This window comes from Dactylosporangium siamense, from assembly GCF_016862795.1.
Classification (GTDB): domain Bacteria; phylum Actinomycetota; class Actinomycetes; order Mycobacteriales; family Micromonosporaceae; genus Dactylosporangium; species Dactylosporangium siamense.
This window is the reverse complement of the sequence record NZ_BONQ01000161.1, coordinates 46,795-66,975: the sequence shown is the minus strand read 5'-3', so window position 1 is coordinate 66,975 and position 20,181 is coordinate 46,795. Positions and strand designations below refer to the sequence as shown.

The 20,181-nt window shown below is 71.3% G+C and carries 16 protein-coding genes; 10 read left to right on the top strand and 6 right to left on the bottom strand.

What is annotated here, in order from left to right:
• Positions 1 to 43: 43 nt before the first annotated feature.
• Positions 44 to 685 carry a hypothetical protein gene (locus Dsi01nite_RS49070; protein WP_203853376.1) on the bottom strand — a complete coding sequence of 214 codons (642 nt, stop codon included), beginning with the start codon at positions 683 to 685 and terminating at the stop codon, positions 44 to 46.
• 86 nt (positions 686 to 771) lie between these two features.
• Complete coding sequence (locus Dsi01nite_RS49065; protein WP_203853375.1) at positions 772 to 1,626, bottom strand: hypothetical protein; 855 nt, start codon at positions 1,624 to 1,626, stop codon at positions 772 to 774.
• A gap of 153 nt (positions 1,627 to 1,779) precedes the next feature.
• Between Dsi01nite_RS49065 and Dsi01nite_RS49060 the strand changes: the two genes are divergently transcribed.
• The 4 genes from Dsi01nite_RS49060 to Dsi01nite_RS49045 are packed head-to-tail and all read left to right on the top strand — an operon-like array spanning position 1,780 to position 7,035.
• Positions 1,780 to 4,341 carry a valine--tRNA ligase gene (locus tag Dsi01nite_RS49060; RefSeq protein ID WP_239136906.1) on the top strand — a complete coding sequence of 854 codons (2,562 nt, stop codon included), beginning with the start codon at positions 1,780 to 1,782 and terminating at the stop codon, positions 4,339 to 4,341.
• Positions 4,338 to 5,660, top strand: coding sequence for a bifunctional folylpolyglutamate synthase/dihydrofolate synthase (locus tag Dsi01nite_RS49055; protein WP_203853373.1), 1,323 nt, complete (start codon positions 4,338 to 4,340; stop codon positions 5,658 to 5,660). Before Dsi01nite_RS49060 ends, Dsi01nite_RS49055 begins: the two co-directional genes overlap by 4 nt.
• A 58-nt stretch (positions 5,661 to 5,718) precedes the next feature.
• Positions 5,719 to 6,063, top strand: a complete 345-nt coding sequence (locus Dsi01nite_RS49050) for a DUF4233 domain-containing protein (protein WP_203853372.1) — start codon at positions 5,719 to 5,721, stop codon at positions 6,061 to 6,063.
• A gap of 3 nt (positions 6,064 to 6,066) precedes the next feature.
• Complete coding sequence (locus Dsi01nite_RS49045) at positions 6,067 to 7,035, top strand: helix-turn-helix transcriptional regulator (RefSeq protein ID WP_203853371.1); 969 nt, start codon at positions 6,067 to 6,069, stop codon at positions 7,033 to 7,035.
• Here Dsi01nite_RS49045 and Dsi01nite_RS49040 read toward each other — a convergent pair.
• Positions 7,032 to 9,248, bottom strand: coding sequence for a VOC family protein (locus tag Dsi01nite_RS49040; RefSeq protein WP_203853370.1), 2,217 nt, complete (start codon positions 9,246 to 9,248; stop codon positions 7,032 to 7,034). The genes Dsi01nite_RS49045 and Dsi01nite_RS49040 overlap by 4 nt on opposite strands.
• Before the next feature lie 235 nt (positions 9,249 to 9,483).
• On the opposite strand from Dsi01nite_RS49040, the gene ndk reads away from it, so the two are divergent.
• Positions 9,484 to 9,897 carry a nucleoside-diphosphate kinase gene (ndk, locus tag Dsi01nite_RS49035; RefSeq protein ID WP_239136900.1) on the top strand — a complete coding sequence of 138 codons (414 nt, stop codon included), beginning with the start codon at positions 9,484 to 9,486 and terminating at the stop codon, positions 9,895 to 9,897.
• Between the two features lie 89 nt (positions 9,898 to 9,986).
• Here the strand turns inward: ndk and Dsi01nite_RS49030 are convergent, their stop codons facing one another.
• Positions 9,987 to 11,510 (bottom strand): chitinase, encoded by a 1,524-nt coding sequence (locus tag Dsi01nite_RS49030; protein ID WP_203853368.1) that lies wholly within the window; start codon positions 11,508 to 11,510, stop codon positions 9,987 to 9,989.
• Between the two features lie 407 nt (positions 11,511 to 11,917).
• Here Dsi01nite_RS49030 and ileS point away from each other — a divergent pair, with 407 nt between their 5' ends.
• Entirely contained in the window at positions 11,918 to 15,040 is a 3,123-nt protein-coding gene (gene ileS / locus Dsi01nite_RS49025; protein WP_203853367.1) for an isoleucine--tRNA ligase, read from the top strand.
• Between the two features lie 33 nt (positions 15,041 to 15,073).
• Here the strand turns inward: ileS and Dsi01nite_RS49020 are convergent, their stop codons facing one another.
• The gene (locus Dsi01nite_RS49020; RefSeq protein ID WP_239136898.1) at positions 15,074 to 15,667 is read right to left on the bottom strand and encodes a helix-turn-helix domain-containing protein; all 594 of its coding nucleotides are present in this window, start codon (positions 15,665 to 15,667) and stop codon (positions 15,074 to 15,076) included.
• A gap of 42 nt (positions 15,668 to 15,709) precedes the next feature.
• Here Dsi01nite_RS49020 and Dsi01nite_RS49015 point away from each other — a divergent pair, with 42 nt between their 5' ends.
• From Dsi01nite_RS49015 to Dsi01nite_RS49000, 4 genes are all read left to right on the top strand, one after another.
• Positions 15,710 to 16,348, top strand: a complete 639-nt coding sequence (locus tag Dsi01nite_RS49015; protein ID WP_203853365.1) for a B3/B4 domain-containing protein — start codon at positions 15,710 to 15,712, stop codon at positions 16,346 to 16,348.
• Positions 16,345 to 17,199, top strand: coding sequence for an EamA family transporter (locus Dsi01nite_RS49010; RefSeq protein WP_203853364.1), 855 nt, complete (start codon positions 16,345 to 16,347; stop codon positions 17,197 to 17,199). Before Dsi01nite_RS49015 ends, Dsi01nite_RS49010 begins: the two co-directional genes overlap by 4 nt.
• Positions 17,200 to 17,313: 114 nt before the next feature.
• Complete coding sequence (locus Dsi01nite_RS49005) at positions 17,314 to 18,027, top strand: lysophospholipid acyltransferase family protein (protein WP_203853363.1); 714 nt, start codon at positions 17,314 to 17,316, stop codon at positions 18,025 to 18,027.
• 69 nt (positions 18,028 to 18,096) lie between these two features.
• The gene (locus Dsi01nite_RS49000; protein ID WP_203853362.1) at positions 18,097 to 19,341 is read left to right on the top strand and encodes an ATP-binding protein; all 1,245 of its coding nucleotides are present in this window, start codon (positions 18,097 to 18,099) and stop codon (positions 19,339 to 19,341) included.
• A 119-nt stretch (positions 19,342 to 19,460) separates the two neighbouring features.
• On the opposite strand, the gene Dsi01nite_RS48995 is transcribed toward Dsi01nite_RS49000, so the two are convergent.
• The gene (locus Dsi01nite_RS48995) at positions 19,461 to 20,162 is read right to left on the bottom strand and encodes a hypothetical protein (protein ID WP_203853361.1); all 702 of its coding nucleotides are present in this window, start codon (positions 20,160 to 20,162) and stop codon (positions 19,461 to 19,463) included.
• Between the last annotated feature and the right edge of the window lie 19 nt (positions 20,163 to 20,181).

Sequence of the window (20,181 nt, the reverse complement as noted above, 5' to 3'; positions counted from 1 at the left end):
CCGCTGCAGAACGAGGGCCTCGAAAGGCCCGGAACACAGCGGATCAGCGGTGCTCGACTGCGTCGCGGAGCTGGAGCATCGCCTTCGCGGCGTCGTTGACCGGCCGGCCGGGGAACAGCGCGACCGCCACCGAGCCGTTGTCGGCCCAGCCGCACACCGCGATATCGCCCTCCTTGTCGACGGTCACGCCGCAGCGCATGATCCCGCCGAGGTTGCCGGCGTCGACGTCGTGGAGGTCGCGGACCGAGCCGCTGTCGTCAGCGACCACCTTGAACGCGGCGGTCAGCGACTTCTCCGGCTTCCAGACGCGGGCGGTGCCGGCGACGAGGATGACGGTCTGGGCCTGGTCCTTGTAGATGGCGCCGACGCTCTTGTCGAGGTTCACCTCGGCGGCGATCGCGTCGCGCACGTATTCGGCGGTGTTCTTCGCGTCGTCGGAGGAGTCCATCGTGAACGCGCCGACCTGTGCCGGGGTGGACACCGTGGTGCCCCGCTGCGAGGTGACCCGGGCGACCGTCGGGCCATAGACGACCGCGGAGCCGAGCAGGGCGACGCCGGCGAGGGCGCCGCAGACGATGGCGACCTTCTTCACGTTGATGGCGGAGCCGGGCCTGTGATCAGCAGCGGCGTCCTCGTCGAAGTCGCCGTCGTCGTCGGCGGAGGACATGCCCGGAAGATCGACCATCGGCGCAGCGTAGCAAGGCCCGTGAGGCGAAGTGGGGCCGGACCACAGCGGCCCGGCCCCACACGTACACCTGCGAAAACGACGAATCAGCGGCTTTCGACGGCGGGTCGGATCTGCAGGAAGAGGTCGGCGGCCTCTTTGAGCTCCCGGCCGATGAAGATGGCGATGCCGACGCTGCCGTGGTCCGCCCAGGCGCAGAGGGTCATCGGCAGGTCGTCCTCGGTGCCGCTGCCACATTTCACCGTGCCGCCCAGGTCGCCGGCCGGGTAGCTGGTCTGGCCGCCGATGCCGCTGCCGGAGGTGGAGTTGAAGCCCTTGAAGGCGTCCGCGACCTCGCTGTCGGGGAAGAAGACCGTCGAAGTGGCGGCGACGAGCACGACCAGCTTCTGCGGGTCGCCGTCGCTGTAGATGCCCGCCGCGACCTGGTCGACGTCGCCGACGTCGTTGCGCAGGTCGGCCTCCATCTGGTCGACGATCTTCTGCATCTCGTCGGAGGTCTCCTTGTTGAGACCGCCGGGCAGCGTGGGCGGCGCGGTCACCGTGGTGCCGTTCGCGGAGATGACCGGATACAGGAACACGCCGCAGCCGACCGCGCAGACCAGGAACAGGACGCCCAGGACGGCGAGGGTGATCTTCAGGCCCTTGCCGCGGCGCGGGGGCGGGGGCGGCGTGAAGGGCTGCTGGTAGGCAGGCTGCTGCTGATAGGGCTGCTGCTGGAACGGCGGTGCCGACGCCTGGTACGGGTCCTGGTAGGCAGGCTGCTGATACTGCGGCGGCTGCTGCTGGTAGGACTGCGGAGGACCGTACGGTCCGGGCTGCTGCTGGTAGGACCCATCGCTCGGAGCCTGTTGCGTGCCGAACTCCGGCGCCAGGTCATACGACTGCGGCTGGAACGGCTGCGAACGGGGCTCGTCGTCGGACGGGCGAGGCGGGTAAGTCACCGTCGATCAGTCTCCTGAGTGAGGGGGCACTGGCGAGCGTAGACCCCACATGCGAAGTTCTAGACTCGCTATGTGACGGAGACTCAACGGACGCCCGGCCTCAGTGACACGACGAGTGACACGACGGCCGAGCCGACCGCCCCCACTGCCTCGGTGCTCTCGGCCCAGTATGCGCCCGGCGAGGTAGAACAGCGGCGGTATGAACAGTGGGTCGCCGACGGGCTGTTCACGGCGGACGCGGCCAGTGACAAGCCCGCGTTCGCCATCGTGCTGCCTCCGCCGAACGTGACGGGATCGCTGCACATCGGTCACGCCCTCGACCACACGGTCCAGGACGCCCTCATCCGCCGCAAGCGGATGCAGGGCTTCGAGGCGCTGTGGCTGCCGGGCATGGACCACGCCGGCATCGCCACCCAGAACGTCGTGGAGCGGCAGCTCGCCGCGTCCGGGCAGTCCCGGCACGACCTGGGCCGCGAGGCGTTCGTGGAGAAGGTCTGGCAGTGGAAGGCCGAGTCCGGCGGCAAGATCCTCGGGCAGATGACCCGCCTCGGCGACTCCGTCGACTGGAGCCGCGAGCGGTTCACCATGGACGAGGGCCTGTCCCGCGCCGTCCTCACCATCTTCAAGCGGCTCTTCGACGACGGCCTCATCTACCGGGCCGAGCGCATCATCAACTGGTGCCCCCGGTGCCTGACCGCGCTGTCCGACATCGAGGTCGAGCACTCCGACGACGACGGTGAGCTGGTCTCCATCCGGTATGGCGACGGCGCCGACGCGATCGTGGTCGCCACCACCCGGGCCGAGACGATGCTCGGTGACACCGCCGTGGCGGTGCACCCGGACGACGAGCGCTACAAGCACCTGGTCGGCACCGAGGTCGAGCTGCCGCTCACCGGGCGCCGCATCCCGATCGTCGCCGACGCGCACGTCGACCCGGCGTTCGGCACCGGCGCGGTCAAGGTGACCCCGGCGCACGACCCCAACGACTTCGAGATCGGCCAGCGGCACGGCCTGCCGAGCCTCACGATCATGGACGAGCACGGCGTCATCACCGTGCACGGGCCGTTCCTCGGGCTGGACCGCTTCGAGGCGCGCCCGGCCGTCGTCGCCGCGCTGCGCGCCGAGGGCCGCATCGTGGCCGAGAAGCGGCCGTATACCCACGCCGTCGGGCACTGCCAGCGCTGCGGCACCACCGTCGAGCCGCGGCTGTCGCTGCAGTGGTTCGTGAAGACGGAGCCGCTCGCCAGGGCCGCCGGCGACGCCGTCCGTGACGGCCGGGTCCGGGTCGAGCCGCCCGAGCTGACCAAGCGCTACTTCGGCTGGGTCGACAACATGCACGACTGGTGCATCTCCCGGCAGCTGTGGTGGGGGCATCGGATCCCGGTCTGGTACGGGCCACAGGGCGAGGTCGTCTGCGTCGGCCCGGACGAGCAGCCCCCGGCCGGCGACGGCTGGACCCAGGACCAGGACGTCCTGGACACCTGGTTCTCCTCCGCGCTGTGGCCGTTCTCCACGCTCGGCTGGCCCGACGAGACCCCTGACCTGGCGAAGTTCTACCCGACGAGCGTCCTCGTCACCGGCTACGACATCCTGTTCTTCTGGGTCGCCCGGATGATGATGTTCGGCCTGTATGCGATGGACGGCCGGCAGCCGTTCGACGTCGTCATGCTCCACGGCATGGTCCGTGACCAGCACGGCAAGAAGATGTCGAAGTCGTTCGGCAACGTCGTGGACCCGCTGGACTGGATCGACCGGTTCGGCGCCGACGCGACCCGCTTCACCCTCGCCCGCGGCGCCAACCCCGGCGCGGACGTCCCCGTCAGCGAGGAGTGGGTGCAGGGCGCCCGCAACTTCTGCAACAAGCTGTGGAACGCGACCAGGTTCGGCCTGTCCAACGGCGCGACCGTCGAGGGCGACCTGCCGACCGGCGACCTGTCGACCGTCGACCGGTGGATCCTGTCCCGGTTGCAGCACGTCATCGCCGAGGTCGACGAGCAGTTCGAGGCATACGAGCTGGCGAAGGTCTGCGACACGCTGTATCACTTCGCGTGGGACGACGTGTGCGACTGGTACCTGGAGCTGTCGAAGGGGGCCATGACCCCGCAGCGGCAGCGGGTCCTCGGCCACGTGCTGGACCAGCTGCTGCGGCTGCTGCACCCGATCACGCCGTTCGTGACCGAGGAGCTGTGGACGACGCTGACCGGCGCGCCGACCCTGGTGCGGGCGTCCTGGCCGGCCGCTGACCAGGCACTGGTCGACGACGCGGCCGAGCGTGAGGTCGCCGACCTGCAGCGGGTCGTCACCGAGGTCCGCCGGTTCCGCGCCGACCAGGGCGTCAAGCCGGCCCAGAAGGTGGTCGCCCGCCTGGAGGGCCTCGACGCCGCCGGGCTGTCCGCCCACGAGGGTCTCATCCGGTCCCTGGCCCGCCTGGAGGCGCCGGGCGCGGAGTTCGCCGCGACGGCGAAGCTCAGCGTGGGCGTCGGGGTCACCGTCGAGCTGGACACCCGCGGCACGATCGACGTCGCCGCCGAGCGGGCCCGGCTCGGCAAGGACCAGGCCGCCGCGGAGAAGGAAGCCGCGCAGTGCCGGGCGAAGCTCGACAACCCGGCGTTCACCGACAAGGCGCCCGAGCCGGTCGTGGAGAAGATCCGGCAGCGGCTCGCCGCCGCCGAGGCCGACCTGGCCCGCATCACCGGGCAGCTGGACGCACTATGAGCCGGTTCACCGAAGTTGATCAGGAGCTGAACGCCAGGGGCTTCACCCGGATGGTGTTCGACCTCGGGCGGATCGAAGGGCTGCTCGACCTCATGGGCAGCCCGCAGCGGGCGTACCCGGCGATCCACATCACCGGCACCAACGGCAAGACGTCGACGGCCCGGATGATCGACTCGCTGCTGCGCGCCCACGGGCTGCGGACCGGGCGATACACCAGCCCGCACCTGCAGACCATCCGTGAGCGGATCAGCATCGAGGACGAGCCGATCAGCGAGGACCGGTTCGTCGAGATCTACGACGAGGTCCAGCCGCTCGCCGAGTATCTCGACGCGCGCAGCGACGCGCCGCTGACGTACTTCGACATGACGACCGCGATGGCGTTCGCCGCGTTCGCCGACGCGCCCGTCGACGTCGCCGTGATCGAGGTCGGCCTGGGCGGTGCCGACGACTCCACCAACGTGCTGCAGGCGCAGACGACCGTGATCACCCCGATCGGTCTCGACCACACCGAGTGGCTGGGCGACACCATCGAGGACATCGCCCTGGCCAAGGCCGGGATCATCCACAAGGGATCCACGCTGATCTGCGCCGCGCAGCCGGAGGAGGCGATGCGCCCGATCCTGGAGCGCTGCGCCGAGGTCGGCGCGACCATCGCCCGCGAAGGCCGGGAGTTCGGCGTCGTGCACCGCGACCTCGCCGTCGGCGGGCAGGTCCTGACCCTGCGCGGGCTCTCCGGCACCTACGAGGGCATCTTCCTGCCACTGCACGGTGAGCACCAGGCGCAGAACGCGGCGATCGCGCTCGCCGCCGTCGAGACGTTCCTCGGCGCCGGCAACGAACGCGCCCTGAACGCGGAGTCCGTCCGCGACGGGTTCGGCGGCGCGACCTCGCCCGGCCGCCTCGAACGGGTCCGCACCTCCCCGCCGATCCTCGTCGACGCCGCCCACAACGCCGCCGGCATGCAGGCGACCGTCCGCGCGCTCAACGAGGAGTTCGCGTTCAACGGCCTCGTCGCCGTCGTCGCGGCCCTCGCCGACAAGGACGTCGAAGGGATGCTGGAGCTGCTCGAGCCGATCACCGAGAGCATCGTCTGCACCCGCAACAGCTCCCCGCGGGGCATGTCGGCCGCGCAGCTCGGCGCCATCGCCGAGGAGCTGTACGGCCCCGAACGCGTCCACGTCGTGCCGGACTTCCCCGACGCGATCGACACCGCCGTCGCCCTCGCCGAGTCCGACAACGCGGTCCCCGGCACCATCGGCATCCTCATCACCGGCTCGGTCGTCACCGTCGCCGACGCCCGCGGGCTGCTGAAGCGATGAGCGGTCCGGAGCGCGGGGTTGGCTCACGGCGGCGCCGGAGCGCAGCAGAGGTGACGCCGTGAGCACCGCCGGCCTGAAGAACCCCGGCGGCGCGGTCCGCGGCGTCGGAGCGTCCGCCCTGGCCGTGTTCGGCGTGGTCCTGCTGCTTGCCCTGTTGCCCCTGGCGAAGCTCGGCCAGTCGGCGGCGGCGATCTGGCTGTGCGTCGGGCTCGCCGTGGTCAGCTTCGCGCTCTGCGGGCTGCTGAAGCACGACTGGGCCTGGTTCGCGGGGCTGGTCGTGCCGGTCGGGCTGCTCGCCGGGGGCGTCCTGCACTGGTCGCTGCTGGCCCTCGGCATCGTCTTCGGCCTCACCTGGGCCTACGTGTTGTACGTGCGGCGGGCCGTCTACGCGAACAAACCCTGAGCCATGCGGGCGAGCCGGCTGCTGTCCACGCTCCTGCTGCTGCAGACCCGGGGCCGGCTCACCGCGCAGCAGATCGCCGACGAGCTCGAAGTGTCGGTGCGCACGGTGTACCGCGACATCGAGGCGCTGTCGGCGTCGGGTGTCCCCGTGTACGCCGACCGCGGTCCCGCCGGTGGCTACCAGCTCGTCGACGGCTACCGGACCACCCTGACCGGGCTCACCACCGACGAGGCCGCCGCCCTGTTCCTCGCCGGCAGCGGCGCCACCGCCGGGCACCTCGGCCTCGGGTCCACCCTCGACGCGGCGCAGCTCAAGCTCCTCGCCGCGATGCCGCTCGAGCAGCGGACGATGGCGGCCCGGATCCAGGAACGCGTGCACGTCGACGCGCCCGGCTGGTTCCGCGACCCGGAGGCGCCGCCGCACCTCGACACGGTCGCCGGCGCCGTCTGGGACCAGCGGCCGCTGCGGGTCACCTATCGCAAGTGGGACGGCACCCAGGTCGAGCGGACCCTGGAGGCGTTCGGGCTGGTCCTGAAGGGCACCGCCTGGTACGTCGTCGCCCGCGGCCGGGAACGCGTCAACGCCTACCGGATCTCGCGCATCGACACCGCCGCCGTGCTCGACGGACGATTCGACCGCCCCGCCGACTTCGACCTGCGCGGGTACTGGACCGAGTGGTCCGAGCGGCTCCAGCACACCCTGTACCGCGGCGGCGACGCCACCGTCCTCGTCGGACCTCGCGCGGCGAGCATGTGGTGGATGCTCGGGCCCGTCGCCGAACGGGCGCTGCGCGACACCGCCGGCCCGCCCGACGCCGACGGCTGGGTCCGGATCGTCATGCCGATCGAGTCCTTCGAACACGCCCGCGTCGACCTGGGCCGCTTCGGCCCCGACGTCGAGGTCCTGGCCCCGGCGGCGCTGCGCGACCTGATGCGCCGCACCGCCGAGGACACCCTGCGCCGGTACGCCTAGCGCCTCAGCTCCCACTTCGTCAGCGCGATCGCGTGGCCGTCGGGGTCGCGGAACGTCGCCGAGCACAGCTCCAGCTGCTCGCCCTGCGGGACGACCCGCGGCCGGTGGACGAAGTCGACGCCCTGCTCGCGGAGCCGCTCGTAGGCCTCGTAGACGTCGGGGACCTCGAGGTTGAGGTGGACGACGCGGCGGTCGACCGGCGGCATGTCCGCGACCCGGCGCAGCACGACCCGGGCGTCGCCGGTCGCGAGGACCGCGGCGGCCGGGCCGCTGTCGAGCTCGGTGAGGCCGAGCGTGTCGCGGTAGAACCGGCGGGACCGCTCCAGATCCGACACGATCAGCGTGATGCTCACACCGTTGACCCCGTCCAGCGGTGTCGTCGGCGGGCGCTGCTGGGTGGCCAGGAACTGGCCCACCGCGCCCTCCGACGGCGGTTGCTCCTCCAGCTGGTCCTCGGGGGAGTCGCTGACGTAGTGCTCCGTCGCGTACGGGTCGGGGGAGACCGGCTCGTCGTCGTCATCGACCGTCGCGGGCTTCGGCCAGACCGGGGGAGCGCCGAACATGCCGGCGCCGAGCGGCACCGCGTCGCGGGAGTGGCCGTTGCCCGACCACGCCGACGTCGTGCGCTCCGGCCGGCCGTCGGCGTCCACCGCGCCCCACGGCCGGGTCGTGGCGGCGCCGTTGCTGCCGCCGTCCACCACCATCGGCTCGGCGGCGGACTCGGCAGCGGCGGCGGACGCCTCGTTGGCGGACCGCAGCGGGGTCGGTGGGACCGCCGGGGGCTCCTCGACTGGCGCCGGCAGTTCGGCGTCGACGACCGGGATCGGCTCGACCCGCTGGACCCTGGTCGGCAGCTGCTCCGTCTCGCGGTCCGGCCACCAGGTGATCCCGGACGCGAGCGCGGCGGTGCCCGAAGGCCGGTCGCCGGGGACTTCCGCGCCGCCCTCGACCGCCGTCTCCACCTCGGGCCCCACCTCGACCACCGCGTCGGCGGTGCCGGTGTCGGTGTCGGTGTCGGTGTCGGCCGAGGCTGCGGCGGGCTTGGTCATCGTGACGGCGGCGGGTGGCCCGGTGACCGGCTCCATGTCGTCGGGGTCCGGCACCGGCAGGTCCGGCGGCGGGGCGAGCGGCGAACCGGCCTCCGGGATCGTGTACGTCGCCGGGGCCTCCTCCGCCACCACCGCCGGGGTCTCCTCCGGAGCCGGGGCGGCCGGCTGCGCGGTGCGGCCGGGGCCGCGGTCGTGGGTGCCGGGGCGGGGCCGGGGGCTCGGGCGGCGGCGGGCGGCGCCGCCACGCACCGGGTTGGACGGGAGCCGGACCACCATCGGCGGGGTGTCCTCGGTGGCGACGCCGGTGTGCGCCGGCCGGGCCGTGTCCTGCGTGGCGACCGCGGCAGGCTCCTCGAACCCGCCCGTGGCCGCCGGCGGGTCACCCGGCTCGGCGAACGCGACGGCGGCCGTCGTCGCGCCCGGACCGGAAACGCCGAGCCCCGTCGCGCCCGGGTTGGAAGCGCCCGGGTTGGGAGCGCCAAGGCCCGTCGCGCCCGGGCCTGAGGCGCCAAGGCCCGGCGTCGGGCCGGGGGAGGTCGGTCGCTGGGCGGACCTCGTCTGCCCGGTCCGGTCGGCCCGGCCGGACAGCCGGACCGGCTCGATGACCGGCGCCGCGATCGGGGGCAGGTCGGTGAGCGTCGGCCGGTCGTCGGGCGGCAGGTCGTCACCCGGCCGCTCGAACGGCGGGCCGGAGGCGCGCTGGCGGGCGCGCCGGCGCTCGTAGTCGTCGGTCGGGGAGTCGGTGATGTCGAGCTCGTCGCCGTCCAGGGAGTAGCGGGGCGCGCTGCCGCTGGTGGGCCGGCGCTCCGACGCCTGGGCGTCCTGGTGCGACTGGACCTTGTCCCAGACGACGGCGAGCTTGCGCGGGTTGCCCTTGAGGACCTGGACGGGCAGGGTGGCGCCGGCGTCGGGCCACTTGTCGAGCGGGATCGCCGGGTCGACGGTGGAGACCGTGACGCCGTTGACGCCGGTCGCCTTCACGACGAGCTTGAGCCGCCCCCGGGCGGTCCGGCCGTCGGTCGTCGGGCGGGGCGAGATATCGGCGACTCTCGCTGTGCCGTAGACGTATTGCCGCACCTTGTTGCGCGAGTTCAGGACAAGGATCAGCACGGGACCGGCCGCGGCCACGATGATGCCCAACGCGACCACCAAGGCGTTGGTCATACCGAGTCCGCAGAATGCCAGAAAACCGCCGACCACGATGAGCAGGGCGATCACGAGTTTTCTGCTGCCGGTGTCCTGTGCACGATTGCTGGACGGCAAGTCGACCTCCCCAGACGACTGACATCAGGCTATGCCTGATCATCGCCGGAACGGAAGTCTTCGGCACCCTGGCGGGTCGGCGACGGTGACGCTCGGTAGGCTCGGAGGCGTACCGAACCCATCTTGGAGGCACGTCGTGGCCGAGCGTTCGCTCGTTTTGATCAAGCCTGATGCCGTGCGCCGTGGACTCGTCGGCGAGATCATCGGCCGGCTCGAGCGCAAGGGCCTCGCCGTCGACGCGATGCGGCTGCGCACCATGGACCGGGCCCTCGCCGACCAGCACTACGCCGAGCACGTCGAGCGGGACTTCTACCCGCCGCTGCGCGACTTCATGACCAGCGGCAACCTGGTCGCCCTGGTCGTCTCGGGCGACGAGGCGATCGCCGTGATCCGCACGCTGATCGGCTCGACCGACGGCCGCAAGGCCGCGCCCGGCAGCATCCGCGGCGATTTCTCGCTGTCCAACCGGGAGAATCTCGTGCACGCCTCCGACTCCGTGGACAGTGCGAAGCGTGAGATCGCGCTGTGGTTCCCGGAGCTCGCGGAATAGAAATTCACCCCGGCCGGGTGAGACCCGCATGGGCGAGGGGGACGGGTGCTGGGACACCCGTCCCCCTCACTGTGTTGGGGAAGAAAGCGTTAGGGCAGGGTCGCCAGGTGCGGCTTGACGGTCTTGGCGAAGTTGTTGCCGTTGGTGACGTCCCAGTTGATCGACCAGGTCATCGCGCCGCGGATGCCGGGGTAGGTGTGCGGCGGCTTGAACGTGCCGCAGCTGGTGCCGGTCGCCAGGCAGGACAGCGCCTGGTTGACCAGGGCCGGGGCGACCACGCCGCCGCCGGCCGCGCCGGGACCGGCGGGCAGCCCGAGGGCGACCTGGTCGGGCCGCAGCCCGTTCTCCAGCTGAATGCAGGCCAGGGCGGTCATGAAGTTGACGGTGCCCTGCGAGTACGCGGCCATCTGGTCGCAGCCGAGCATGCTGCCGGAGTTGTAGAACTGGGTGTAGACGACGGTCAGGATGTCCTTGATGGACAGTGCCAGGGCGAAGTAGCTGCCGCCGGTGGACTGCATGTCGATCGTCTGCGGCGCCATCGTGATGATGAGGTTCGCGCCGGCCTTGGCCCGCAGTGAGCGCAGCGCCTGCGCCATGTAGGTCGGGTTGAGGCCGTTCTCCAGGTCGATGTCGATGCCGTCGAAGCCGTACTGCTGCATCAGCGACCAGGCGCTGTTGGCGAAGTTCGTCGCGGCGGTCGAGTCGCCGACGCTGACCCGGCCGGCCTCGCCGCCGACGGACAGGATGACCTTCTTGCCGCGGGCGTGCAGGGTGGCGATGTCGGACTTGAACTCCGCGTCGGTGTAGCCGCCCAGCGCCGAGGCGAGCTGCGGGTCGACCGCGAACGTGAGCTGGCCCGGCTGCGAGCCGGTCTCGGCGAACGCGACGTCGATCAGGTCGTACTCGCTGGGCGTGTCCCGCAGCTTCAGCTTCGCCGCGTTGTTGACGAAGTCCTGCCAGTAGCCGGTCAGGAAGTGCTTCGGCAGCGGGCTCGGCGGTGTCGACGTGGACGGCGACGGTGAGGTCGACGGCGACTTCGACGGGGAGGCGGAGGGAGACGCGGACGGCGACGTCGAGCGCGACGGGGATGCCGAAGGCGTGGTCGGTTCGAGCGTGGTCGGTGGGGTACCACCGGGCCCGCTCAGCGAGAAGTCGTCCGCGGTGTACGCCGGCTGGCCGTACCAACCGTGGACGTAGACGACCGCGGAGGTCTGCGCCGCCGCGGTCGTGAACGTGACCGACAGCTGCTGGTAGCCGCTGGTGCCGGGCGTCCAGGTGCTGGCGTCGACGCCGCCGGTGGCGCCGATGAAGACGTAGGAGCCGTTGACGTAGCCGGAGAACGTGTACTTCGTGTTCGGCTGGACCGACACCGTCTGCTGGCATCGGGCGGTGGCGCCGCCGGGGGTGCCGGTGAGCTTCCAGTTGCCGGACCGGGCCGCGCCGGACGTGACGGCGGCGGACGGCTCGCAGCTCCAGCTGTTGGCGTTGCCGGTCTCGAAGCCTGGGTTGGTGAGCAGCTCGGCGGCCGAGGCGGGCAGCGCGATGACGACCCCGGCGAGGGTCAGCGCGGCCGCTCCGGTGCCCGAGATCAGGGCGATAGTGCGTGGACGCATCGTGGCTCCAGGTGGGGGTGACGTCGATGGGCGTCGACGTTTGGTGTCACGAAACTCCAGCGGGGAATTAATGTCAAGGTTTCTTTACTATTCTTTATGGCAGCGGCGGAAACCCGGGTGACGGGAGCGGTATCCTGGGTGCACAGGCGTCGACCCGGCCATCACCGGCGAGCCTCCGGAAGAAAAGGCCGCGATCCGAGGAAAGCGGTCCGAGTAGAACCGGACGGGCACCGGCCCGTGACAGCCGGCCAACGAGCGGCCACCGAGAGGTGGCAAGCGGGGTGGTACCGCGGACCTGCGAGGGTTCGTCCCCGCGTGGAGTCGAGGAAACAGCGTGACCGCAGACCCGCGAAACAGCGGGACCGCAGACCCGCGAAACTGACAACACGCGAGGAGCGCGACCACCGATGGCCTACCCGATGCACAACGCCGCGCAGGGAGTGCCGGCCAGCCCGAACCTGCCCGAGGTCGAGCGGGGCGTCCTGGACCACTGGGCCACCGACAAGACCTTCGAGGCCTCCGTCGACCAGCGCGACGCCGGCGCCGACGGCACCGGCGAGTTCGTGTTCTACGACGGCCCACCGTTCGCCAACGGCCTGCCGCACTACGGCCACCTGCTGACCGGGTACGTGAAGGACGTCGTGCCGCGGTACAAGACGATGCGCGGCTTCCGGGTCGAGCGGCGGTTCGGGTGGGACTGTCACGGCCTGCCCGCCGAGGTGGAGGCGGAGAAGCAGCTCGGGATCACGACCAAGGCGGAGATCCTGCAGCTGGGCGTCGACAAGTTCAACGCGGCGACCAGGGAGTCGGTGCTGCGCTACACCAACGAGTGGGAGCGCTACGTCACCCGCCAGGCGCGCTGGGTCGACTTCGACAACGACTACAAGACGCTCGACCTGGACTACATGGAAAGCGTCATGTGGGCCTTCAGGACGCTGCACGACAAGGGCCTGGTCTACGAGGGGTTCCGGGTCCTCGCGTACTGCTGGCGCTGCGAGACGCCGCTGTCCAACACCGAGCTGCGGATGGACGACGACGTCTACCGGGACCGGCAGGACCCGGCGCTGACCGTGGCGTTCCAGCTGGAGACCGGGGAGAAGATCCTCGCCTGGACGACCACGCCGTGGACGCTGCCGTCGAACCTGGCCCTGGCGGTCGGCCCGGACATCGACTATGCCGTCTATCTCGAAAGTGGACAGGAGCTCATCCTCGCCGAGTCCCGGGTCGCGGCGTATGAGAAGGAGCTGGCGAACGCGACCTTCCAAAGGACGGTCAAGGGCGCCGCGCTGGTCGGTCGCCGGTACACGCCGCTGTTCGACTTCCTGGCCGAGACGCCGAACGCGTTCCAGGTCATCGGCGCGGACTTCGTCACCACCGAGGACGGCACCGGCGTCGTGCACATGGCGCCCGCCTTCGGCGAGGACGACCAGACCGCCTGCGCCTCCGTCGGCATCCCCACCGTCGTCACCGTCGACGAGCACACCCGGTTCACCTCGGTCGTCCCCACGTATCAGGGGCTGCAGGTCTTCGAGGCCAACAAGCCGGTCATCCGCGACCTGAAGGCCGCGGGCGTCGTCGTGCGCCACGACTCCTACACGCACTCCTACCCGCACTGCTGGCGCTGCGACACGCCGCTGGTCTACAAGGCGGTGTCCTCGTGGTTCGTGGCGGTGTCCACGTTCCGCGACCGGATGGTGCAGCTCAACCAGCAGATCACCTGGACGCCGGAGCACATCAAGGAGGGCTCGTTCGGCAAGTGGCTGGCCAACGCCCGCGACTGGTCGATCAGCCGGAACCGGTTCTGGGGTTCGCCGATCCCGGTGTGGAAGTCCGACGACCCGCAGTATCCGCGCGTCGACGTGTACGGCTCGCTCGACGAGCTCGAGCGCGACTTCGGGGTGCGCCCCGGCGACCTGCACCGCCCGGAGATCGACAGCCTGACCCGGCCCAACCCGGACGACCCGACCGGGCAGTCGGTGATGCGCCGGGTCCCGGAGGTCCTGGACTGCTGGTTCGAGTCGGGGTCGATGCCGTTCGCCCAGGTGCACTACCCGTTCGAGAACCGGGACTGGTTCGAGCACCACTACCCGGGCGACTTCATCGTCGAGTACATCGGCCAGACCCGCGGCTGGTTCTACACCATGCACGTGCTGGCCACGGCGTTGTTCGACCGGCCGGCGTTCACCAACTGCGTCAGTCACGGCATCCTGCTCGGCGAGGACGGCCGCAAGATGTCCAAGAGCCTGCGCAACTATCCCGACGTGTACCGGGTGTTCGACGAGTACGGCTCCGACGCGATGCGCTGGTTCCTGGTGGCCTCCCCGGTGCTGCGCGGCGGTGACATGCCGGTCACCGAGGTCGGTATCCGCGACGCGGTCCGGCAGGTGCTGCTGCCCCTGTGGAACGTGTGGTACTTCTTCTCGCTCTACGCCAACGCGGACGGGTACACCGCCCAGCGCCGGGTCGACAGCACGCACCTGCTCGACCGGTACGTCCTGGCGAAGACCGGCGAGCTGGTCGCGGGAGTGCAGCAGCAGCTGGACGCCTACGACCTGTCGGGCGCCTGCGCGACCGTGCGGTCCTTCCTCGACGCGCTGACCAACTGGTACGTGCGCCGCTCCCGCGACCGGTTCTGGTCCGGCGACCGCGACGCGTTCGACACGCTGTTCACCGTGCTGTCGACGCTCACGCAGGTCGTCGCGCCGCTGTTGCCGCTGACCGCGGAGGAGATCTACCGCGGCCTGACCGGCGAGCGGTCGGTGCACCTCACGGACTGGCCGTCGGCGGCGCAGTTCCCGTCCGACCACGCCCTGGTCGCGGACATGGACGCGGTCCGGGACGTGTGCTCGGCGGCGCTGTCGCTGCGCAAGGCCCGCGGCCTGCGGGTCCGGCTGCCGCTGCCGACGCTGACGGTGGCGACCCCGCGGGCGGAGGCGCTGCGCCCGTTCGCCGCGCTCGTCGCCGACGAGGTCAACGTCAAGGAGGTGGTGTTCACCGGCGACGTCGCCGCGCACTGCACGCCGGTGCTGACGCTGGTCCCGCGCGCGCTCGGCCCCCGCCTCGGCAAGGACGTGCAGCGGGTGATCAAGGCGGTCAAGGCCGGCGACTGGCGCTCGGCCGACGGTGAGGTGGTGGCCGGCGGGGTGGCGCTGCAGGACGGCGAGTACGACCTGAAGCTGGTCGCGGCGGACCCGACCCGGTCGGCGCCGCTGCCGGGCGGCGAGGGCGTGGTGGTGCTGGACAGCACGGTCACCCCCGAGCTGGCGGCGGAGGGGCTGGCCCGTGACCTGGTCCGGGTCGTGCAGCAGGCCCGCCGCGAGGCGGACCTGAACGTGTCGGACCGGATCGACCTGAGCGTGCAGGCGCCCGCCGAGGTGCTCGGCGCCGTCGAGCCGCACCGGGAGTTCATCGCCGGCGAGACCCTCGCGGACCGGCTGGCGACGGTCCCGGCGAGCGAGGCCAGCGGCCAGGGCTTCGCCGGTGAGGTCGGCGACGGCGTGCCCGTCCGGGTGATCGTGACGAAGATCTAGGACGAAGAGCTAGGGCGAAGATCCAACCGGGGTTCAGGCGCGCCGGTCACGCTCGCCCTGGGGCATCACGACCACCATCGTGAGGACCGCCTCCACGTCCGCCGCGTTGCGGTAGGTGTGGGGGCGGTCGGCCCGGAAGTCGATCGTCTCGCCGGCGCGGACCGCGTGCTCGGCGCCGTCCACCGTCACCACGATCGATCCCTGTTGCAGGTGGATGAGCTCCCGCGTACCGACGGCATGATCACCGGAATCGTGCGACTCGCCGGGTGGCATCCGCCACTGCCAGACCTCGACGAACGCCGGGTCGTTGACGCCGCGCAGCAGCCGGCCGGTCCCGCCCGCGCCGCCGCGCCACAGCACCGGCGGCTCGTCCGCGCCGACGATCTTCACGACCGGCTCCGGCTCGGACTCCAGGAGCCGGCCGATGTTCACCCCGAACGACTCCGCGATCCGGCAGAGCGTCCCGATGCTCGGGTTGGTCCTGGCGCCCTCGATCTGCACGAGCATGCCCTTGCTGACCCCGGACCGGCTGGCCAGCTCGTCGAGGGACCAGCGCCGGCCCTGCCGCAGCGACTTCACGTGCCTGGCGATCGCCGCCTGGGCGACCTGGGCCACATCGTCGGTCAAAATATTTTCCTTCACAGTCAATATTGTGATACGACATGGGGCATGTTCGCCATCGCCGATGAGGTGCTCGACCTGTGCCGGTCCGTGGGCCATGAGGCTACCGTCCTGGCCGTCCTCGCCGACGGGTTGCGCAACGGTCCGAGCGATGGCGCCGTGCTGCACCAGGCGATCCGCGACGCCGGCGGCGACCTCGGCCTGCCCCTGGAGCCGTGGCGCGCCGTGTACCGGGCGTTCGGTGCCAAGCCGCAGCGCACCCCGTGCTCGGCGGAGGCGCTGCGCAAGCGGGCCGCCCGCGGCGACGTGCCGGTGGTCGACCGGCTCGTCGACGCGTACAACGCCGTGAGCATCCGCTTCGCCGTGCCGATCGGCGGCGAGGACCGCCGGGCGCTCACCGGCACCGAGCGCCTGGTCCGGGCCGCCGGCGACGAGCCGTTCGACACGGTGAAGGAGGGCGTCCCGGTCGTGGAGACCCCGGAGCCCGGCGAGGTGATCTGGCGCGACGACCTCGGGGTGACCTGCCGTCGCTGGAACTGGCGCCAGGGTCGCCGCACCGCCATCACCGCCGCGACGACGTCGGCGGTGTTCCTGCTCGAGGGCCTGGACACCGACCTGGCCCCGGCCGCCGCGATGCTCGCCGAGCTGCTCGACGCCGACACCGTGACGATCGAGAAGCTCGCATGATCGGCATCGTGCTCGCCGCGCTGTCCGGACTGGTCTGGGGCGTGGGCGACTTCGCCGGTGGCAAGGCCAGCCAGCGGATCGACGCGGTGACCGTCGTGGTGCTGTCGAAGGCGGCGAGCATCCCGCTGCTGCTGGTGTACCTCGTGCTCATGCCCGCCTCGCCGCAGGCCGGCGTGGTCGGGTGGGGCGCCGCGGCCGGGGTGTTCGGGGTCCTCGGCATGATGGTGTTCTACAAGGCGATGGCCGGCGGCGCGATGACGATCGTGGCCCCCGTCAGTGCCGTCACCACCGCGCTGCTGCCGCTCGCCGCCGGCCTGCTGCAGGGCGAGCGCCCGGGCGCGCTCGCGCTGACCGGCGCCGGCTGCGCGATCGCGGCCATCGGCCTGGTGAGCCTCGCGCCCGGCGACGGCAGCGTCAGGGTCTCCGGTGGGCTCATCGGCCTCGCTCTCGCCGCCGGGGTCGCGTTCGGCCTGTTCTTCATCTGCCTGTCGGCCGCCGGCGACGCGGCCGGTGCCGCGGGCGGCGACGCCGGCATGTGGCCGATCCTCGGCGCACAGCTCGCCGCCGTCGGGCTCGGCGCGCCGCTGCTGCTGCGCCGCCGGGGCGCGCCGCGACCGTCCGGCACGCCGCTGCGCTGGCTGCTCGGCGCCGGGATGCTCGACATGAGCGCCAACGCGCTCTACATCGTGGCCGTCCAGAACGGCGACCTGAGCATCATCGCGCCGGTCGCCTCGCTGTATCCGGTGACCACGGTGCTGCTGGCGATGTTCGTCGACCGCGAGCGGCTGCGCCCCGTGCAACTGGCCGGCCTGGGGCTGGCCGCGACCGCCCTCGTGCTCGTCGCGTCCTGAACGATCGGTTGGGGCGGCGGGTGGTGTTGCCCACGGTGTGAGCTCTCCGGCTGACCGGACGACCCTTGCCGTCTACAGTGGGCGGCATCGTCTGTTGAGCCTGGTGGAGGGCATTTGTCCGCGCTGTATGCGGTCGGCAAGTTCGCGATCTCACCACTGTCCCGCCTGCTCTGGCGGCCCAAGGTCAGCGGACTGGACAACGTGCCGACCACCGGCCCGGCGATCCTCGCCAGCAACCACCAGTCCGTCATCGACTCGGTGCTGATGGGTGCGCTCATGCCGCGCAACGTCTACTTCCTCGCCAAGGACGAATACTTCGTCGGCCCCGGCGTCAAGGGCGCGGTCATGCGCAACGTCATGTTCGGGCTGAACCAGATCCCCGTCGACCGCTCCGGCGGCCGGGCCAGCCTGATGGCGCTCGACGCCGCGCTGCCGGTCCTGCGCGACGGTCACGTCCTGGGCATCTTCCCCGAGGGCACCCGCTCACCCGACGGCCGGCTCTACCGGGGCCGTCCCGGTGTGGCGAAGCTCGCCCTCGACGCGCCCGCCCCGATCATCCCGATCGGCATCCTCAACACCGAGAAGATCCAGCCGATCGGCGCCTCGGTGCCCCGGCTCGGTCCGACCGTCGAGGTCCGCGTCGGTGAGCCCCTCGACCTGAGCCAATGGCAGGGCGGCGAGATCGACAGCCGCGGCCTGCGCGAGCTGACACTCAAGCTGATGAACGCGATCCAGCAGCTCACCGGGCAGGAGTACGTCACCCGGTACGCGCCGAAGCGCCCCGATCAGATCGCCGCCACCAACGGCACCGCAACCCCGGCAGAATGAAAGCCGAACCCGCGGCAATTTGAAAGTGACTGGCACGGCAGTTTGAAAGCGAAGCGCTACGCTGATCGCATGCGCAGAGCCGCTGAACTGCTGCCCAGGCATGCTTCCGAGCTGATCGCGGCGGCGCTTGACGACACGCGTGTCGTGGTTGTCAACGGTGCCCGTCAGGTCGGCAAGAGCACCCTGGCGGAGGCCGTGCTCCGGCAGCATCCAGGGGGCGTGGCGAGATTCCTGGACAATCCCGGCACCCGCACCGCTGCGATCGAGGACCCGGTCCGCTTCGTGCAGCACGACGGGCTGATGCTGATCGACGAGGTGCAGCGGGTGCCGGACCTTTGGCTCGCGATCAAGCACGTCGTCGATCGGGACCCCCGTCCCGGACGGCTCCTGCTGACGGGCTCGGCGCGGCTGCTGGCCCTGCAGAGTCTGCCGGATACGCTGCCGGGACGGTCGGAGACCATCGAGTTGTGGCCGCTGTCGCAGGGCGAGATCGACGGTGCGCCGGACGGCTTCGTCGACGCGGCCTTCCGGCAGGGCGCTGACCTGCGCGCCGAGGCGGAGGGGTTCAGCCGCCGGGAGTGCCTGAGCCGGGCCACCCGCGGCGGCTTCCCTGAGGCGGTCCGCCGGGACTCGCCACGACGTCGGGAGCGGTTCTTCGACGGGTACCTCGACGACGTCATCACCCGCGACGTGCGGCAGGTCGCCGACATCGAGAAGGCGGCCGACATGCGGCGTCTCGTGTCACTCCTCGCTGCGCAGACGGCCGGCCTGCTCAACGTCAACCGGCTGGCGAGCGAGCTGGCGCTGTCCGCGCCGACCGTCCGGCGGTACATCGAGATCCTGGAGACCATCTACCTCGTCCGGACCGTCCCGGCCTGGTCGACCAACGCGACCACGCGGGCGGTCGGCACCCCGAAGATCATGTTCGTGGATTCCGGACTCGCCGGCTTTCTGGCCACCGGTGCGGTCGGTGGTATGCCCGAGGGCGGCCTCATCGAGAACTTCGTCCTCAGCGAGCTGGCCCGGCAGCTCACCTGGGCGGCGAGCTCGATCCGGCTGTATCACTACCGGGACCGGGACCAGCACGAGGTCGACGCGATCCTCGAGGACAACGCCGGCAACATCGTCGGCGTCGAGGTGAAGGCCGCCGAGACCGTCCGCACCGACGACTTCCGTGGGTTGCGGCTGTTGCAGCGGCGGCTCGGCGACCGGTTCCGTGCCGGGTTCGTCCTCTACTGCGGCACGGAGTCGCTGAGCTTCGGCGACGGGCTCACCTGCCTGCCCATCCCAGCACTGTGGACCGTCGGCGACTGATGGCGGGAGTCGGTCGCGGCGGACGGCCGAAACGCCCCCGACCTGCTCGCCGCCACCCACGACACCGCACCCACGGCCGGGCAGTAGACGGCCGCCGATGCCGTCTACCGTCACAGGGGTTACTTCACTGCGGCCTTGAGCTGGTCAAGGGTGACCTTGATCAGGGTGCTGCCCACCATGACCGGGGAGACGCTGCCGTCGCCGAACAGCAGTGTCCCGTCCGCGAGCACCTCGGCGATCCCGAGCGGGTGAGCCAGCGGGTACTCGCCGGTGGAGAGCTTCATGGAGCTCTTGTTCGCAGTCAGCATGACCACGAACGTCCGGCCGGCGAACTCGGACGGTGACCGCAGGCTCGAGTCGGGCCGCTGCAGCCGGCTGAGTCCGGCGTGCAGGTTGCCGATCCGCTTCTTCGGGTCGCTCGCGTCGCGTTTGCCGCTCTCGTACCAGACCTTCACGGTCGACGGCTTCGCCGGCGCCTTCACCACCGAGGTGACGGTGAAGGTGAGCGCGCCGTACAGGTCGGGGCCCTCGCCAGGGGCGACGCCCTCCTCCGACGGGTCGACGGCGACCTCCTTCGCCACGTCCTGCGCCGCGGTGAGCGTCCCGACCACGATCACCGACGCGATGGCCGCGAACTCCTCGACGGTGCTGTAGGCGCGGATGCTGGCGTTGACCGGAATCGCGTACACCGTCTCGTCGCCGATGTGCGCCGCCGGGTACGCCGGCCGGTGGTCCACGGGTGCCGCCGGGGTGGAGCATCCGGCCAGCAGCGCCGCGACGGCGCCGGTCGCCGCGAGCGCGGCGAGTTTGTGCTTGTGCATGGCAGATCCCCGTTCTCGG

What these genes read in the sequence shown, in the direction of transcription:
- Dsi01nite_RS49055 (WP_203853373.1), top strand. Translation starts at nt 4,338, where the DNA reads ATGAGCCGGTTCACCGAAGTTGATCAGGAGCTGAACGCCAGGGGCTTC.
- Dsi01nite_RS48995 (WP_203853361.1), bottom strand. Translation starts at nt 20,162, where the DNA reads ATGCACAAGCACAAACTCGCCGCGCTCGCGGCGACCGGCGCCGTCGCG.
- Dsi01nite_RS49070 (WP_203853376.1), bottom strand. Translation starts at nt 685, where the DNA reads ATGGTCGATCTTCCGGGCATGTCCTCCGCCGACGACGACGGCGACTTC.
- ileS (WP_203853367.1), top strand. Translation starts at nt 11,918, where the DNA reads ATGGCCTACCCGATGCACAACGCCGCGCAGGGAGTGCCGGCCAGCCCG.
- Dsi01nite_RS49010 (WP_203853364.1), top strand. Translation starts at nt 16,345, where the DNA reads ATGATCGGCATCGTGCTCGCCGCGCTGTCCGGACTGGTCTGGGGCGTG.
- Dsi01nite_RS49030 (WP_203853368.1), bottom strand. Translation starts at nt 11,510, where the DNA reads ATGCGTCCACGCACTATCGCCCTGATCTCGGGCACCGGAGCGGCCGCG.
- Dsi01nite_RS49015 (WP_203853365.1), top strand. Translation starts at nt 15,710, where the DNA reads ATGTTCGCCATCGCCGATGAGGTGCTCGACCTGTGCCGGTCCGTGGGC.
- Dsi01nite_RS49045 (WP_203853371.1), top strand. Translation starts at nt 6,067, where the DNA reads ATGCGGGCGAGCCGGCTGCTGTCCACGCTCCTGCTGCTGCAGACCCGG.
- Dsi01nite_RS49000 (WP_203853362.1), top strand. Translation starts at nt 18,097, where the DNA reads ATGCGCAGAGCCGCTGAACTGCTGCCCAGGCATGCTTCCGAGCTGATC.
- Dsi01nite_RS49040 (WP_203853370.1), bottom strand. Translation starts at nt 9,248, where the DNA reads ATGACCAACGCCTTGGTGGTCGCGTTGGGCATCATCGTGGCCGCGGCC.